Raw genomic sequence first — 17,212 nt, forward strand, 5'->3', positions numbered from 1 at the left:
TGTTCCATGGAAAGAACAAAAGAAGGACTCAAGGAAAGAATCCGTGCCGGAAGAGGCAAAATTGCAGCAGAAAAGGTGATCAAAGGCGGACAGCTGGTCAACGTTATGTCCAGTGAGATCTATCCGGCAGACATCGCAGTGTACAAGGATATGATTGCAGCAGTAGGTGATGTGGAAGACTACATCGGACCGGATACCGAGATTATTGACGCAACCGGATATTATCTGACACCGGGTATGATCGACGGACATATCCACAGTGAGTGCAGTAAGATGAGTATTACCAGTTATGCAAAGGCTGTTGTTCCGAGAGGAACCACCAGCATGATCTCCGGACTGGACGAGTACATTTCCGTTTCCGGACTGGAAGGATTGCAGGAAGTACTGGCAGAGATGAAGCAGAGCCCGCTGAAAGTATTCTGGGGTGCTCCGTACAAGACTCCGTATACCATTCCGAAGTCTACCATTGCATTTAATTTTACAGAGGACGTACATAAAGAAGTGCAGAAATGGCCGGAATGCTACGGCGTATGGGAGACCGTAAGAGAATTCCTTCAGGAAGAGGATGAAGATACTCTGGGAGCAATCGCAGAGGCATGGAAGAATCACCTTCCGGTATTCGGATGCGCTCCGATGGCAAGAGGCAATGATCTGAACGGTTATCTCTGTGGCGGCGTTCGTCTGGATCATGAAAGCTATGACCATGAAGAAGTTGTCGAGAAGATGAGAAAGGGAATGCACATGCTGATCCGTGAATCCTGTGTGACACATTTCCTGGAAGAAAATATTAAGGCAGTAACAGAAGTGAATCCTGCATTTGCAAGAAGAGTCAGCTTCTGTACCGATGATGTGGTTCCGTCAGATATTCTGGAAAAGGGACATCTGGACAACGTGGTTCGTCTGGCGATCAAAGCCGGAGTAGAGCCGATGACAGCCATTCAGATGGCAACGATCAACAGCGCCGAGGCATATCGGATCGATGATCAGATCGGGTCCATTTGTCCGGGACGTATCGCAGATATCCTGTTCGTGAAGAATCTGGAAGAGTTTGAAGTGTCAAAGGTTATGACCAACGGTAAGATGGTAGCAGAGAACCACAAATTGACTTATGATCTGCAGGCACCGGAGAGAAGCAGCGTACTGAAAGGTGCTCTGAAATGCAAATTGACAACAAAAGAAGATTTTGAATACAAGGCTTCCATCCGGAATGGTGAGGCAGATGTCCTGGCACTGGATGTAAAAGGACCGTTTGTCCGTAAGAGAAGAGACGTTGTGCTTCAGGTAAAAGACGGTATCGTTCAGCCGGATCCGGAACAGGATGTGGCAATAGTATCTGTTTTGGAACGTTTCGGAAGAAACGGAAATAAATCTTTGGCATTCTGCTCCGGATGGAAATTAAAAAAGGGTGCTATGGCATCTTCCGCAGCACCGGATGATAACAACCTGGTTGTAATGGGCGTCAGCGCAGAAGATATGTCTATCGCAGCCAACTATGTGATCGAGCAGGGAGGCGGACAGGTTGTCGTAGCAGATGGTGAGATCATAGAATTCCTTCCGCTTCCGGTTGGAGGAATTGTAAGTGATGCAGAACCGGAAGAGATCGCAGCTATGGAGAAGAAGATCGATGAGGCAGCAAGAGATCTGGGATCCGATCTGCCGAATCCGATGATGTACATGTTCTTCCTTCCGATCACAGCCATTCCGGATTACGCCATCACCGATGTGGGACCGGTGGATTATGTGAACTTAAGAACCTTTGAGCCGGTATTAAATGTAAGAGAAAAATAAAACAGATCAGGATTCATCAAGGAGGCTTTGAGCATGAAAGATGCAGCAACAAGAAAAGAAGAACTGAAAAAACTGATCGATACCGCTGCCGGAAGAATTCCGGCAGACCTGGTGATCAAGAACTGTAAGGTTGTCAATGTATTTTCCGGAGAGATCACAGAGGGAAATCTGGCATTTTCCGGCGGACAGATCGCAGGAATGGGAGATTATGAAGGAAAGACTGTGATTGATGCAGAAGGCAGATATGCAGCACCGGGATTTATCGACAGCCACATCCATATCGAGTCTTCCTATGTATGCCCAGAAGAACTGGGACGTCTTCTGGTTCCTCATGGTGGAACCACCATCATGGCTGACCCGCACGAGATCGTAAATGTATGTGGAATTCCGGGATTGGATTATATGATGAAGGCTGCAGAAAACACGGTGCTGGATGTGAAATATGAACTGCCGTCCTGTGTGCCGGCAACGCCATGGGAACACTCCGGAGCAGTGATCGATGCAGAAGCCATGAAAGAACCAATTACAAGAGAGGGCATTGCAGGCTTGGGAGAATTCATGAACTTCCCGGGTGTGATCAATGCGGCAGAGAGTGATTTGGATAAGATCATGGTTGCAAAAGAAGCAAATAAGTTTATCGACGGACATGGTCCCGGAATCAGCGACAAGGAGCTGAATGCTTATTCTGCAGCCGGCATCGTGGGAGATCACGAATGTTCGACCGTAGAAGAGATGAAAGATCGTCTGGAACGCGGCATGTATATCCTGCTTCGTCAGGGCTCAGCCTGCCACAACCTGCGTCCTCTTCTGAAAGGCCTTACACCGATGAATAGCCGTAGATGTCTGCTCTGTTCCGATGACCGTCAGCCGAAGACCATGCTCCATGAAGGACATCTGGACAACCATCTGAAAATTTGCGTAGAAGAAGGCGTGGATCCGGTAACCGCCATCCGTATGGCAACCTTAAATGCCGCAGAATGTTTCGGACTGAAAGATCGTGGAGCCATTGCGCCGGGATACCGTGCCGATGTGGTTCTGTTGGATGATCTGAAAGACTTCCATGTCAACCGTGTATTCATCGAAGGCACATTGGTTGCAGAAGAAGGAAACTATCTGCCGGAGATCAAACGTTATGATATTTCTTCCGTAAAAGGAAGCGTTATCGTGAAAGATTTCTCCAAGGAGAAATTCAAAATGCATCTGAAATCCAACAAAGTCAACGTGATTAAGATTCTGCCGGGTGGCGTGGTAACACAGAAGACAACGGCAGAGATCAAGCTGGATGATCAGGGTGAATTTGTCAGAGATCCGGAAAAAGATCTGGTAAAAGTAGCCGTTGTAGAGCGGCATCAGGGAACCGGAAACGTAGCTTGCGGATTCCTGGAAGGATACGGAATCAAAGAAGGTGCCGTTGCCCTTTCCGTAGCCCATGACTCCCACAACATTATCGTGGTTGGTGTCAGTGACGAAGAGATGGAATTTGCAGTGAACAGCCTGATCAAACAGGAAGGCGGAATTGTCCTGGTGAAGGAAGGAAAAGTGATCGAGAGCATGCCGATGCCGATCGCCGGACTGATGAGCGATCAAAGCGGAGAATGGGTAGATCAGAAACTGACAGATATTCATGCAAAAGCCTATGAAGAACTGGGAATTTGTGGAGATGTGGAGCCGGTCATGACCCTGTGCTTTATGTCACTGGCGGTGATTCCGGAAGTGAAGCTGACGGATATGGGATTGTTTGATGTGACAACCTTCTCCTTTATTCCGGTAGAAGCAGAATAAATCATGGCTTCTTTTCCAAAGAGAAGTTGGAAAGAGATTCGTTAGATATAAGAGAATAGAAACACCGACTGGATTCAAACGCCAGTCGGTGTTTTTATGCTTTTGGGAAAGTTTTTCACGAAAATGAGAAATTTGGTAACGCATGAGTTTCGGGTAGCGCAGGCAGTTGATCGAGTAAAAGAATTCGGAAAGGTTGCAGTATTTTTGCACAAAAAAATCACCGCCCCCGCAGCTCCAATGTCTGCAAAAACAGTGATCTTAGACTGCGCGATCAGGGGTTCGAACCCTGGACACCCTGATTAAGAGTCAGGTGCTCTGCCAGCTGAGCTAATCGCGCATTTTCTCTTTTGTACATGCGATTGAAACAATATTTATTTCGTAACGCAAAAAATATTATATCTCAGGGTTTAGAAAAAAGCAAGAGTTTTTTAGAAAAAAATTATGGAAATTTATAACAACTTTTCATACTGAATTAGTAGGAAATAAATTGACAGAAAATGGTCTGATGGGTTATCCTATTTCTAATGGAAAAAATCCTGTTATTTTAAAGCCGTTTGGGCTTCCTGAAACGAAAGAGGGAAGAAACGGGGAATAAAAGGGAAACGAATAAAAAGTTCAGAAAAAGAAAGGAGAAACGTATATGATCAGAGAAGAATTTGTCCGTAAATATGCGGTAGAACGAAAAGAAACCAATTGTCTGAAATGGGATCTGTTAAAGGAGAGATTCGGGGATCCGGATCTGCTTCCGATGTGGGTGGCAGATATGGAATTCCATACCTGCGAGGCAATCACGGATGCCTTGAAGGAACGTCTGGATCAGGGAGTGTTCGGATATTCTTACATTCCGGATTCCTATTATCAGGTATTGTTTGACTGGGAAGAACGCCATTTCGGATATCGTCCGAAAAAAGAAGAACTGCGTCTGGCAACGGGAGTAGTTCCGGCATTATACTGGTTCGTGAACTGTTATACCGAGCCGGGAGACGCAGTGATGATGCTGACACCGGTATATTATCCGTTCCACAGTGCGGTGACAGACTGCAAACGGAGGCTTGTGACCTGTGACATGAATTATGAAGCGGGACATTTTACGGTGGATTTCGAGAAATTTGAGAAACTGGCAAAGGAACAGCAGGTGAAACTGTTCCTGCTCTGCTCTCCGCATAATCCGGCGGGGCGTGTCTGGAAGGAAGAAGAACTGGAACGAATGTTTTCAATCTGTGAAAAATATGATATTCTGGTCGTATCGGATGAGATCCATCAGGATTTTACCTTTGGCAATCAGAAGCATATCGCAGCACCGGCTGTGGCAGGCGGAAAGTACAAAGACCGGATCGTACTGGTCAATGCAGCGTCCAAAAGTTTTAATCTGGCGGCACTGATCCATTCCAATATTCTGATTCCGAGTCCGGAACTTCGGAAACGCTATGATGCATACCGTACACAGCATAACCAGACGGATATCAATCTGTTGGGGCTGATTGCGACCGAGGCGGCGTATACCAAAGGCGAAGAGTGGCTGGAGAGCCTGAAATCTGTGATTGCTGCAAACTATACCTATGTAAAAGAAGAACTGGCACAACATGCACCGGAAATTACGGTGTGTGACATGGAAGGGACCTATCTTCCGATGCTGGATCTGAGAAAGGTTGTGGATGTGGCGACAGACACGAAGACGCGGAAGGTGAATTTCCGACCGGTTTCCGAACGTCTCTGCGAGTTTGTACAGGATCGCTGCCGTCTGGCGGTGGATTACGGTGCATGGTTTGGAAAGAATTTTGATGGATTTATTCGTCTGAATCTGGCGACTACACCTGAAAATGTAAAACAGGCCGTGGACAATCTGATCCGGGAGACGAGAGTCGAGCGTGCGAAATAAAGTCCGGAATCTGGAGTCAGCAGGAAACCACAATGGAAATGAAGACGCCGGATTTGCAGGAGAAAAACTGGAAGATACAAGGTGACAAGAAGCAAATGGAAAGAAATCAGGAAAGGAGCATATCAGACATGAATGAAATAGTAAAAAGTATGATTGAGCGAAGAAGTGTGAAAGCATATACAGACGAAATGCCGTCTCAGGAACTGATCGACCAGATCATTGAGGCAGGAACCTATGCGGCAAACGGAATGGGCATGCAGTCGGCGATCATTGTGGAAGTGACCGACAAAGCGACAAGAGATCAACTGTCAGAAATGAATGCAAAGATCATGGGACATGAAGGAATGGATCCATTTTACGGAGCACCGGTTGTCCTGGTGGTACTGGCGGACAAGAGCCGTCCGACTCATGTGTATGACGGAAGTCTGGTGATGGGCAATCTGATGAATGCGGCGCATGCACTCGGTGTTGGAAGCTGCTGGATCCACCGTGCAAAAGAGGAGTTTGAAAGTGAAGAGGGACAGGCCCTTTTGAAAAAATGGGGGATCGAAGGGGATTATGAAGGCATCGGACATTGCGTCCTTGGATATCCGAAGAATCCTCTGCCACAGGCAAAACCGAGAAAAGAAAATTTTGTATATTACGTAAAATAAAAGTGAAAGCAGATGCGGAATTGGGGATGGAACAAAAATTCTGCAAAACACAGAAACAGAATCAGGAAAGGAATGTGAGATGGGAGAACGAAAGATTATTCAGGTAGAAGACAAGGTGCCGTTTAAGTTGCTGGTACCGCTCAGTATTCAGCATATGTTTGCCATGTTTGGAGCGTCCGTGCTGGTACCGTTTATTTTCGGAATCAATCCGGCAATTGTGCTGTTTATGAATGGAGTAGGAACGCTGATTTTTATGGCAGTGACAAAAGGAAAAGCCCCGGCGTATCTGGGCTCTAGCTTTGCCTTTCTGGCACCGGCTGGAATCGTCATCAGTAAGATGGGATATGAGTATGCTTTGGGCGGTTTCGTGGTTGTCGGATTTTGCGGATGTATTTTATCCTTCATTATTTACAAATGCGGAACGAAATGGGTAGATGTTGTACTTCCACCGGCAGCAATGGGCCCGGTAGTAGCGTTGATCGGACTGGAACTTTCCGGTTCAGCGGCAAGCAACGCAGGACTTCTGGATGCGTCTCCGGATATGAAAAATGTGATCGTCTTTCTGGTGACGTTGGGAGTGACCGTTTTTGGAAATATTTTATTCCGCGGATTCCTGTCTGTTATCCCGATTCTGATCGCGGTCATTGCAGGATATATTACGGCGCTTTGTTGTGGAATCCTGGATTTCTCCCAGGTGATTTCTGCACCCTGGTTTGCAATCCCGAATTTCCAAATGGCAAAATTTAATCTGGGTGCAATTCTGATGATTCTTCCGGTGCTGCTGGTAATTACATCAGAGCATATCGGGCATCAGGTGGTGACAGGAAAGATCATCGGACGGGATCTATTAAAAGATCCGGGACTTCACAGATCTCTGTTTGGAGACAACTTCTCGACTATGATCTCCGGCTTGATCGGATCCGTGCCGACCACCACATACGGAGAGAATATTGGTGTCATGGCGGTAACAAAGGTGTACAGTGTGCGCGTGATCGCAGGGGCAGCAGTTCTGTCGATCGTCTGCTCCTTTATCGGCAAACTGTCTATGCTGATTCAGACCATTCCGGGACCTGTCATCGGCGGAATTTCCTTCCTGCTGTACGGTATGATCGGAACATCCGGTATTCGGATCCTGGTGGATTCTAAAGTGGATTACAGCCGTTCCAGAAATCTGACACTGACTTCGGTCGTTTTTGTCACCGGACTTTCCGGAATTGCAGTAAACTTTGGAGATGTTCAGCTGACCGGTATGGTACTGGCGTGTGTAGTTGCGATGATCTTAAGCCTGATCTTCTATGTGCTGGATAAGCTGAAACTGACCAATGACAGAGAAGAGGAATAAGAGGCGGAAAGCCGGGAAAACAATAAAATAATAGAAGAAAAAAGCGTCGATGACGGGAAATAAAATCCTGTCACCGGCGTTTTTCTTTTATCGGATTTACTTATTTCAGAAGTATCGTTACTTAGGAATAGCAACAACCAGAATGGTTAGTAGGAGCTAACTGCCAAAAGATGTTTAATGAGAAATATGTCAGAAAATGAAATAAAATGAAAAATAATGGTAATTTCATACAAAAACAGAGGGCATATTTGATGCAAAATGCAGAAAAATGATAAATTTGTTGACAATATCTGAAAGAGATAATATTATAATGACATAAATTGAAAAAAGATGAAACAAGTTGAAAGAAACGAGAGCAGAAGAGGTGGAAAATATGAATTATGCAGGGAGAATGAATTCCTTCATTTTTAAAGGAGGGAACGTATTAGATGCCATTGCAGAATATAAGAAGATGCATGGATTAACGCACCTGGAATTCAATTACCCGGAACATGTTGAAGGTTATGATATTCAGGAACTGAAAAAAGCAATGGGAGATTTGAAGGTCAACGGACTGGCGCTCCGCTGGAGAGGCAGTGATTTCCTGGATGGAGACTTTACGCATCCTTGTGAAGAGACAAGAAGACGTGTCATTGACATGTGTAAGAAAGCAACAGATAAATGCAAAGAACTGGGCGGTTCAGTCATCACGCTCTGGCTGGAAAATGACGGGTTCGAATATCCGTTCCAGATGGATTATGAGAAGGGATGGAAACAGATCGTGGAAGCAATCCGTGAGGTGGCGGATTATGCACCGGATATGAAATACAGCATCGAGTACAAACCGTATGAAGAGCGAAGCTTCGCCATGGTGGACAGTACGGGAATGACCATGTACCTGATCAATGAAGTGGATCGACCGAATGTGGGATGTACCTTGGATTTCTGCCATATGCTGATGAAACATGACAGCCCGTCTTACGGATTGGCACTGGCGGCAAGTAAGGGAAAACTTTTTGGGTTACATATGAATGACGGATACGGCTGCAAGGATGATGGATTGATTTTCGGATCCGTAAATTTTGCACTGGCAGCAGAATTTATTTACTATCTGAAGCGTTACAACTATGACGGAGTAGTATTTTTTGATACCTTCCCAATCCGTGAGGCAGCAGCACCGGAAACACAGGCGAATATCGATGCTTTTGAAGCAATCAGGGAAAAGGTAGAGCGTATCGGAGTAGAGAAAATTACAGAAGTAGTATCAAAACATGACGGAATCAGTGCACAGAACCTGATTTTGGAAATGTTGAGATAGAACGACCTCAAAAAGAGAGGAAAAATGTATTAGGAAAAGGAGAGAAAAGATGAAGAAGAAAATTGTAGCAGTAATGTTAGCAACAGCCATGGTATTTAGTCTTGCAGCCTGCGGTGGCGGAAAGACAGACGGAAGTGCTTCTGGTTCTGATTCCAAGACAGAGGCATCCGCAGAGGAGTTCAACCCGGACAGTGCGGAAGATGCAATGACCATTGAAGAGCTGAGAGATGCAAATGGTGCAGACGTTGAGGTGGAAGCTGGTCTGAAGCTTGGTGTAGTAGAAAAATCTCTTTCCAATGAATTCTGGAGAACCCTTCAGGAAGGATACGAGAAGGCAGCAGACAACGTAGCATCTGCAACAGGAAGCGATTTTGATATCGATGTGGAAGCAACCACAGACGAAAGTGATGAGACAGGACAGCAGACAATGGCAGAGACACTGACAAGTCAGGGCGTTAATGCTTTGATGTTAAGCCCGATTTCTGACTCTAACCTGACAGCTGCCGTAGAAAATGCACAGGATGCAGGAATTCCGGTTGTTAATGTAAATGACGGACTGATCGCTTCCGCAGACTACTATGTAGGACCGAATGCATATCAGAACGGACAGCTTGCAGCTGAGTGGATTTCCAATCAGCTGGGAGATGAAGGAGAAGTTGCAATTGTAATTGGTATGGCAAAAGCATTTGCAGCCCGTGAACGTACTGCAGGTTTTAAAGACTGGATCGAAGATAACAACTCCAAACTGGAAGTCGTAGCAGAGCAGAATGCAGACTGGGATCGCCAGAAAGCAAAAGAACTGGCTTCTACCTGGATTCAGCAACATCCGGATCTGAAAGCAATCTTCTGTAACAACGATGATATGGCTCTTGGTGTAGTAGAGGCTGTAAAGGCTGAAAATGCAGATATCCTGGTAGTTGGTGTAGATGGTATCGGAGAAGCGTATGATTCTATCCGTGATGGTGGACTGGACGCAACCGTAGATTCCTTCCCGTATTATATGGCTCAGGTAGCAACAGAAGTTACACTGCGTGCACTGGCAGGGCAGAAGATTCCTAGCGTAGTAGCTACTCCGCAGGCACTGATTGATTCTACAAATGTAGATAAAGATGCAGCAGACATCATTGGATGGACAGATGCTTCTTATGTTGCAAAATAATCTGCAAAAGTAGGACGGACCGTTTGAACTGTATCGTTCGGTCGAAATAGGAATTAAAGGATGAGTGTGGACGAAAAACGTGCTTTTCGTCCGCACTTTTACAAGGAGGATTTTATCAAATGGGAAAAGCAGTAGAATTTGTTAAGATTAACAAATATTTTCCGGGTGTACATGTTCTGAAAGACATTTCCTTTTCGGTGGAAGAGGGTGAGGTACATGCTCTTCTGGGTGAGAACGGTGCAGGTAAATCCACATTATTAAATATACTTCATGGTGTTTATACGAAATATGAGGGTGAAGTGAAGCTTCATGGACAGAAGGTAAACTTCAAGAATCCGAATGATGCAATCTTAAATGGAAAAATTTCCAAGGTACACCAGGAAACAATGGTTGTGGAAGAACTTACAGTTGGTCAGAATGTAACGCTTGGATATGAACCGAAAAAGGGAGTATTCGTTGATTTTGGAAAGATGAACCGAGAGGTGGATGCAATTTTACAGGAACTGAACTGTAATTTCAAATCTTCTGATCTGGTTAGTACGCTGACAGCGGGAGGAAAACAGATGCTTGCAATTGCCAAAGCACTGTACCATCATTCCACCATCATTTCGTTGGATGAACCGACGGCTTCACTGACTTTAAAAGAGACAGAGGCACTTTTTGAAGTGGTAAAGAAGTTAAAGAAAAACGGAGTGACCATTCTTTATGTCAGCCATCGTTTGGAAGAAATATTCCAGATTTGTGACCGGGCGACCATCATGAGAGATGGAGAATACATTCAGACCTTGAATGTAAAAGAAACTACAAGAGAAGAATTGATTCATGCCATGGTCGGACGAAGCGTATCAGCTGTTGCTTCCAGATTGAAACCAAGCCCAAAGACGGATGAAGTGGTTTTAAAAGTAGAAAATTTAACGGACGGACATCATTTCCGGGATGTAAATTTTGAATTGCATAAGGGAGAAATCCTTGGATTTTTTGGACTGGTTGGTGCCGGACGAACCGAGATCATGCGGACAATCATCGGAGCGGATCGAAAGATCGGTGGCAAGATTTTCTTAAAGGGAAAAGAAGTGACGGGAAACTGGAACACCACAAAGGCCTTGAAGGCTGGAATTGGACTTCTGCCGGAAGACCGAAAGACGCAAGGCTTTATGAAACAGTTCACGAATTATGATAACATTGCAATTTCCAGTCTGGAAAAGAACTTGACCGCAGGTTTTCTGGATCAGGGGAAAAAACTGAAAAATGCGGAATATTTCTTTGAAGAGCTGGATGTACATCCGAGAAAACCAGATTATCTGACGGTAAATATGTCAGGTGGAAATCAGCAGAAGGTCATTCTGGCGAGGTGGATGTCTACGGATGTAGATGTCATCATTTTTGATGAACCGACAAAGGGTGTCGATGTGGCAGCGAAAGCAGAAATATATCGTCTGATGGAAGAACTGGTGGAAGAAGGAAAGAGTCTGATCGTTGTATCTTCAGAACTTCCGGAAGCCATGGGATTAAGCGACCGACTTCTGGTTATGAGTGAAGGAAGGATCACGGCAGAGCTTACAGTCCGGGAAGAATATAATTCAGACACCATTTTAGATTATGCAATTGGAGGAAATGAAGAATGAACAGTGTGATTAATAAATATAAACGGGAAATCCTTGTTTTGGCTGTCACCATTTTGATGGGAGTGATCTTTGCAGTGATGAATCCGAACTTTCTGACCTGGCGGAATGTACTGACAGTATTTCAGCAGATGGTCTTAAACGGACTTCTGGCAGTGGGAATCATGTTTACGATCATTACAGCAGGAATCGATCTTTCGATTGGTTGTACCTTTGCAATCGTAGGAATTGCGGTTGCCTATGGATGTGTAAATGACATGAATCCAATCCTGGCAATTGTAATCGGAATCGTGATTGGAGCCATACTCGGAGCATTCAATGGTTTCCTGGTCTGTAACTTAAAACTGCAGCCGTTCATCGCAACTCTGGGTACGATGAGTCTATATCGAGGTATTGCTTATGTGGTAACCGGGGGTACACCGGTCACAAATGTGCCGGATAGCTTCCGTAACATTTTCAATGGACAGATGTTTGCAGGAATCCGTTATTATGTGCTGGTTATGATTATTGTCTTTATTCTGGCACATGTAATCTTGTCAAAGACGAGAACAGGAGACTATCTGTATGCAGTTGGTGGAAATGAAGAAGCTGCAAAGCTTTCTGGTGTAAATGTTATCAAGACAAAGTATATTGCTTATATCGCATGTGGAGTGTGTACCGCAGTGGCAGGGCTGATTATGCTGGCAAGTCTTGGTTCTGCAGAAGCGACTGCCGGTATCGGATATGAGACAAATGCGATCGCAGCAGCAGCAATCGGAGGAACCAGTATGGCAGGCGGAAAAGGAACCGCACTGGGAACATTTATCGGAGCATTGATGTTGGCTGTATTGAAAGTCGGAATGGTAGTCATTAATGTGGATTCCTTCTGGCAATATGTGGTGACTGGTATTATTATTATCGTAGCTTCTTATTTTGAGTTCATTAAGCAGGATGTAGAAGCAATGTTAGCACGGCATAAAAAAGCATAAGAAATTGGTACAAAAAGGGCTATTGTGAATGTATATATGCAAAAGCGGAAGGCATGGGGAACGCTTCCCTGTGCCTTTTTTAAACGGAGGAAAACAAGATGGCAAAGAAGATCGTGGTAATAGGAAGTCTGAATTATGATATCATCTTAAAAATTCCGAGACTTCCGGAGTGTGGCGAGACGCTTCCGGCAGATCAGGCCGGATTCAGTGCAGGTGGAAAAGGAGCAAATCAGGCGGTACAGGCTGCAAAGCTTGGAGTGGAAACCTATATGGTAGGACGTGTGGGGAAGGATGCACACGGAGACGCCTTAATCGAATCGGCACAGAAATATCAGGTAAATACCGATTATATCACCCGCTCAGAGGAAGTGACCGGGATGGGAGTAGTGGAGGCTCTGGAGGATGGCAGTGTATTCTCCTGTATTGTAAGAGGTGCAAATTTTGATGTGGCAAAGGCAGATATTGACCGAGCAGAACCGGTGATCCGGGAGGCAGACCTGATGATCCTTCAGATGGAAATTCCACAGGAAATTAATGCGTATGCCATTGAAAAGGCAGAGGAATGTGGATGCAGGGTTCTATTAAATACGGCGCCATCTGCACCAATAGAAGAAGAATATCTGAAAAAATGTGCGATTATTGTGGCAAATGAGGTGGAAGCCGGATTTTATCTGGGAGAAAATGTAGACAGTGTGGAGAAGGCAATCAAAGGAATTAAGAAACTACAAAATATTTATGGAAACGATATTGTGATCACACTTGGGAAAGAGGGATCTGTGGTATCAGATCATGGAGTTGTAACCTTTATTCCTTCCAGGAAAGTCCATGCCATTGAGACAACCGGTGCGGGAGATTCTTTTATTGGAGGAATGGGTTATGCGCTTTTAAAAGGAGAGTCTTTGACAGAAGCGTGTAAATTTGCGACCGGTTGCAGTGCGATTACGGTCAGCAGAATGGGAGCGCAGGATTCCATGCCGACTTTGCAGGAAGTTCAGAACCAATAAGCATCATGTGGAGAAGATCCCTGTGGCATTTGTGCTTTGACAGACAGAAAAAAAGCAGATACAATAAAGAAAATGGCCTGTAGAAAGTAAGAGGGGCGGCAACGGGAAGGAAGTCTATGATACCATATCAAAGAAGACTGCAGATGCTGCAGTTGTTGGAACAAAAAGAGATTGTTTCACTGGAAGACTTTGGAAAGAATTTAAAAAATGTATCGGAATCTACGATCCGAAGGGATCTAAAGACCATGGAAGCGGAAGGACAGATTATTTTGCATCGGGGAGGGGCGGCCAGCCTGAAGAAAGGATCTTATGATGTTCCGGTCAATTCCAAAAGCCTGAAAAATGTAAACGAAAAGGAAGCGATTGCACGTTATGCAGCAAGTCTGGTAAAAGATGGGGAATCCATTTATCTGGATGCGGGAAGTACACCACTTCGGATGCTGAGACATTTGCGGGATCGCCAGATTACAATCGTAACGACTAATGCGCTGGTCGTATCAGAGTTGCAGGGGACCAAGATTAAATGTTATGTGGTAGGCGGAGAACTGAATGTACCAACCGCATCGATAGCAGGTACGACAACCAATCGGGAATTAATGAACCGCTATTTTGACAAAGCTTTCCTTGGAATCAGCGGATTTTCAGAAAAAGCGGGAATTAATACACCGGATGCGAAAGAGGCAGAAAAGAAGAAGATCGTAAAAGAAAATTCATCAGAAACATATATTCTGGCGGACAGCAGCAAGGCAGGAAAGAGTACTCTCTGCAAAGTGTTTGAATTGGGAGAAGTCCCAATTATCTGTGATAAAGAAGTGGAGGTTCTGGTACAGAGTGGCAACTATCTGATTGCGAGATAATAAGAAAAAGCACAGATTGTTTATAGATGGCGTATGAGATTTTTACGATCTCATACGCCATCTGGTTTTACTTTCCTATCTTTCTAATATATTTCAGCAACTGGATTATCGGCAGATTCAAAAGTGCTAATCCGTACACCATCATCAACTGTACGATGGACAGTGTCTGTACTTTGAAGATTCCATGAAGTGGCGGAATCATCAGAACACTGGTGATGAGCAGCCAGCCAAGGATAAATGCACCGATCAGGTATCTGTTATTACAGAACCTTTTTGTAAAGATTACCGGTTTATTTGCCTTGCAGTTGAACCCATGTACAAGACGGCTGCTGCAAAGTGTTCCAAATGCCATGGTGCTTGCCAGCAATGCATTTCCGTTACGGTATCCGATCAAAAAGGCCGTCATAGTCATTATTCCAATGCACAGACCTTCCACTCCGATGCTTGTAAGAAATTGTTTTGTCAAAATGGACTCATTCACAGTACGCGGTTTATCCTTCATGACTTCTGGATTATGAGGCTCCAGTCCGAGTGCAATTGCTGGCAAACTGTCCGTCAGAAGATTAATAAATAATAAATGTACCGGAGAAAACGGAACCGGAAGATTTACCAGTGATGCGTACAAAACTGCAAGAATAGCTGCAAAATTTCCGGAAAGCAAGAACTGGATTGCATTTTTAATATTCTGGTAAATGTTCCGGCCATTTTCCACTGCTTTGACGATGGTTGCAAAATTGTCGTCCGTCAGTACCATAGCCGCCGCATCTTTTGCGACCTCACTTCCTGTGATCCCCATGGCAACTCCGATGTCTGCCTGCTTTAGCGCCGGGGCATCATTTACACCGTCTCCGGTCATTGCCACAATATTTCCACGCTCCTGCCATGCCCGCACGATACGGATTTTGTGTTCCGGTGACACTCTTGCATATACGGAAATGTTTGGTACGAATTTTCGCAGTTCTTCGTCCGTCATGTTCTCGATGACCGCACCCTCACAGGCCTCTGACATATTTTTCAGAATTCCGATTCGCTTGGCAATAGCCGCTGCAGTTACTTTGTGGTCCCCTGTGATCATGATTGGCTTAATCCCGGCTTTTATACATTCTGCAACCGCTTCCTTCGACTCTACTCTCGGTGGATCCATCATAGAAATGAGTCCTAAGAATGTCAGGTTGTTTTCATCATGGAATGTAAGTCCCCGCTCTTGTTCTAACGTCTTAAATGCAAAAGCAAGAACCCGTAGGCCATTTTCGGAAAAATGCCTGTTCTGCACGTCAATTCTAACACGGTCTTCTTCCGTAATCTCTCTTACAGTATCCCTGTCCTGAATATGACTTATTCGCCCAAGCAGTACGTCCACAGCACCTTTCACAACTATAACGTAATGTCCGTCTATAGAATGTTCGGTGGACATGAGCTTTCTGTCACTGTCAAATGGCACCTCAGACAGACGCGGATACTCTTCACGTATTTGTGCATAATCTACGCCCAGGAGACTGCCAAGATGAATAAGCGCCGTTTCCGTCGGATCGCCAATCTCCTGTCCATCGATGCTCCTGGAATCATTGCAGAGTATGCTGAACATCAATAATTCTCTCTGCGCCGGATCCTTTGGATCAATTTCTTTGGAACAGACACTTGCACCATTCACATAATAATTTTCTACGGTCATTTTATTCTGTGTCAGAGTTCCTGTTTTATCAGAGCAAATGACCGACACGCTGCCAAGTCCTTCCACTGCCTGCAGCTTACGGATAATCGCATGCTCTTTTGCCATTTTCTGAGTGCCAAAGGAAAGTACAATCGTCACAATGGAACTAAGCGCCTCGGGGATGGCTGCCACTGCAAGTGCCACCGCAAATAAAAATGCATTTACAATGGATTCTCCGCGAATCACGCTGATTGCAAATAAAATCCCACAAAATACAAGGATGATAAGGGACAGCTTCTTTCCGAAATCGTCCAGATTTTTCTGAAGTGGTGTCAACTTCGCGGATGCTTGTTTCAGAAGTCCGGCAATCTTACCGACCTCTGTACGCATTCCGATTTCCGTCACTTCAAAGGATGCTCTTCCGTATGTGACAAAGCACCCGGAAAATACCCGGTTCGTCTGGTCACCAAGTGCGGCACCCTCCGGCACTTCATCTAAAGATTTCTCCGCCGGGAGACTCTCGCCGGTCAGTGCGCTTTCATCTACCTTAAGACTTGCAACAGTAAGCAATTTCCCATCTGCCGGGATCAGATCACCAGCCTCTACAATCACCTCATCACCGACTGTCACTTCTCTTGCCGGTATCTGCATGAGTTGTCCGTCACGCATGACTTTTGCGTCTGGTGCCGACAGCTGCTTCAGACGAATCAAGGACTGTTCCGCCTTCACCGTCTGTCCTGTTCCAAGAATTGCATTCATTGTAATCACAACAAAAATAACAATTGCACTCTCTACGTCTCCGAGAAATCCCGAAACTACCGCTGAGATAATCAGGATAATGACAAGAAAATCCTTGAACTGATCCAGAAATATCCGGAAAGTACTCCTCTTCTTTCTCTCTTCCAGCTCATTCGGCCCATATTTCTTCAGATTCTCCTGCGCCTGTTCTTTTGTCAACATAATTTCTACCTCCTCCTATGCCCATTTATCGCTCAGATGGTGCACAAAAGTAAAAAAATAGAGACCCTTATTGCACACCAAAATATGCAATAAAAGTCTCACCATTTCCTTACGATACGGATGATCACTCATCGTACTGACGACATCGTAAACACCTGATTCTCTATTTTCTTAGTCTGACAGGCGCCGGTTACTCCCTTTTATTAATGCTAATATAGTAGATTTCTGTGAATCTGTCAACGGGGATTTT

General features: G+C 45.0%; 12 protein-coding genes and 1 tRNA gene. 11 read left to right on the top strand and 2 right to left on the bottom strand.

The window, feature by feature from the left end; all coding sequences use genetic code 11:
* The first annotated feature begins 6 nt into the window (after positions 1-6).
* On the top strand, positions 7-1,788 hold the full coding sequence (locus tag KGMB01110_RS08740; protein ID WP_117603014.1) for an adenine deaminase: 1,782 nt from the start codon (positions 7-9) through the stop codon (positions 1,786-1,788).
* Between the two features lie 33 nt (positions 1,789-1,821).
* On the top strand, positions 1,822-3,570 hold the full coding sequence (gene ade, locus KGMB01110_RS08745; protein WP_119298038.1) for an adenine deaminase: 1,749 nt from the start codon (positions 1,822-1,824) through the stop codon (positions 3,568-3,570).
* Between the two features lie 264 nt (positions 3,571-3,834).
* Here ade and KGMB01110_RS08750 read toward each other — a convergent pair.
* Positions 3,835-3,907, bottom strand: a tRNA-Lys gene (locus tag KGMB01110_RS08750).
* Between the two features lie 303 nt (positions 3,908-4,210).
* Here KGMB01110_RS08750 and KGMB01110_RS08755 point away from each other — a divergent pair.
* The 9 genes from KGMB01110_RS08755 to KGMB01110_RS08795 all read left to right on the top strand — a co-directional run bounded on the left by KGMB01110_RS08755 (position 4,211) and on the right by KGMB01110_RS08795 (position 14,351).
* Positions 4,211-5,449 carry a MalY/PatB family protein gene (locus KGMB01110_RS08755; protein WP_119298039.1) on the top strand — a complete coding sequence of 413 codons (1,239 nt, stop codon included), beginning with the start codon at positions 4,211-4,213 and terminating at the stop codon, positions 5,447-5,449.
* A gap of 128 nt (positions 5,450-5,577) precedes the next feature.
* Positions 5,578-6,102, top strand: a complete 525-nt coding sequence (locus KGMB01110_RS08760) for a nitroreductase family protein (RefSeq protein WP_119299135.1) — start codon at positions 5,578-5,580, stop codon at positions 6,100-6,102.
* Between the two features lie 79 nt (positions 6,103-6,181).
* The gene (uraA, locus tag KGMB01110_RS08765) at positions 6,182-7,444 is read left to right on the top strand and encodes a uracil permease (protein WP_117603018.1); all 1,263 of its coding nucleotides are present in this window, start codon (positions 6,182-6,184) and stop codon (positions 7,442-7,444) included.
* A 373-nt stretch (positions 7,445-7,817) separates the two neighbouring features.
* A complete protein-coding gene (locus KGMB01110_RS08770; RefSeq protein ID WP_117603051.1) occupies positions 7,818-8,741 on the top strand; it encodes a sugar phosphate isomerase/epimerase family protein in 924 nt (307 codons plus the stop codon).
* Positions 8,742-8,790: 49 nt separating this feature from the next.
* Positions 8,791-9,900 (top strand): sugar ABC transporter substrate-binding protein, encoded by a 1,110-nt coding sequence (locus KGMB01110_RS08775; RefSeq protein ID WP_117889440.1) that lies wholly within the window; start codon positions 8,791-8,793, stop codon positions 9,898-9,900.
* A gap of 119 nt (positions 9,901-10,019) precedes the next feature.
* Positions 10,020-11,525, top strand: a complete 1,506-nt coding sequence (locus KGMB01110_RS08780; protein ID WP_119298040.1) for a sugar ABC transporter ATP-binding protein — start codon at positions 10,020-10,022, stop codon at positions 11,523-11,525.
* Positions 11,522-12,490, top strand: coding sequence for an ABC transporter permease (locus KGMB01110_RS08785; protein WP_117603021.1), 969 nt, complete (start codon positions 11,522-11,524; stop codon positions 12,488-12,490). Before KGMB01110_RS08780 ends, KGMB01110_RS08785 begins: the two co-directional genes overlap by 4 nt.
* A 98-nt stretch (positions 12,491-12,588) precedes the next feature.
* Entirely contained in the window at positions 12,589-13,494 is a 906-nt protein-coding gene (locus KGMB01110_RS08790; protein WP_119298041.1) for a ribokinase, read from the top strand.
* A 116-nt stretch (positions 13,495-13,610) separates the two neighbouring features.
* Positions 13,611-14,351, top strand: a complete 741-nt coding sequence (locus KGMB01110_RS08795) for a DeoR/GlpR family DNA-binding transcription regulator (protein WP_117889444.1) — start codon at positions 13,611-13,613, stop codon at positions 14,349-14,351.
* Positions 14,352-14,418: 67 nt separating this feature from the next.
* Here the strand turns inward: KGMB01110_RS08795 and KGMB01110_RS08800 are convergent, their stop codons facing one another.
* Positions 14,419-16,962 carry a cation-translocating P-type ATPase gene (locus KGMB01110_RS08800; RefSeq protein WP_119298042.1) on the bottom strand — a complete coding sequence of 848 codons (2,544 nt, stop codon included), beginning with the start codon at positions 16,960-16,962 and terminating at the stop codon, positions 14,419-14,421.
* Between the last annotated feature and the right edge of the window lie 250 nt (positions 16,963-17,212).

The sequence above is a fragment of the Mediterraneibacter butyricigenes genome (assembly GCF_003574295.1).
Classification (GTDB): Bacteria; Bacillota; Clostridia; order Lachnospirales; family Lachnospiraceae; genus Mediterraneibacter_A; species Mediterraneibacter_A butyricigenes.

What these genes read in the sequence shown, in the direction of transcription:
- KGMB01110_RS08740 (WP_117603014.1), top strand. Translation starts at nt 7, where the DNA reads ATGGAAAGAACAAAAGAAGGACTCAAGGAAAGAATCCGTGCCGGAAGA.
- ade (WP_119298038.1), top strand. Translation starts at nt 1,822, where the DNA reads ATGAAAGATGCAGCAACAAGAAAAGAAGAACTGAAAAAACTGATCGAT.
- KGMB01110_RS08755 (WP_119298039.1), top strand. Translation starts at nt 4,211, where the DNA reads ATGATCAGAGAAGAATTTGTCCGTAAATATGCGGTAGAACGAAAAGAA.
- KGMB01110_RS08760 (WP_119299135.1), top strand. Translation starts at nt 5,578, where the DNA reads ATGAATGAAATAGTAAAAAGTATGATTGAGCGAAGAAGTGTGAAAGCA.
- uraA (WP_117603018.1), top strand. Translation starts at nt 6,182, where the DNA reads ATGGGAGAACGAAAGATTATTCAGGTAGAAGACAAGGTGCCGTTTAAG.
- KGMB01110_RS08770 (WP_117603051.1), top strand. Translation starts at nt 7,818, where the DNA reads ATGAATTATGCAGGGAGAATGAATTCCTTCATTTTTAAAGGAGGGAAC.
- KGMB01110_RS08775 (WP_117889440.1), top strand. Translation starts at nt 8,791, where the DNA reads ATGAAGAAGAAAATTGTAGCAGTAATGTTAGCAACAGCCATGGTATTT.
- KGMB01110_RS08780 (WP_119298040.1), top strand. Translation starts at nt 10,020, where the DNA reads ATGGGAAAAGCAGTAGAATTTGTTAAGATTAACAAATATTTTCCGGGT.
- KGMB01110_RS08785 (WP_117603021.1), top strand. Translation starts at nt 11,522, where the DNA reads ATGAACAGTGTGATTAATAAATATAAACGGGAAATCCTTGTTTTGGCT.
- KGMB01110_RS08790 (WP_119298041.1), top strand. Translation starts at nt 12,589, where the DNA reads ATGGCAAAGAAGATCGTGGTAATAGGAAGTCTGAATTATGATATCATC.
- KGMB01110_RS08795 (WP_117889444.1), top strand. Translation starts at nt 13,611, where the DNA reads ATGATACCATATCAAAGAAGACTGCAGATGCTGCAGTTGTTGGAACAA.
- KGMB01110_RS08800 (WP_119298042.1), bottom strand. Translation starts at nt 16,962, where the DNA reads ATGTTGACAAAAGAACAGGCGCAGGAGAATCTGAAGAAATATGGGCCG.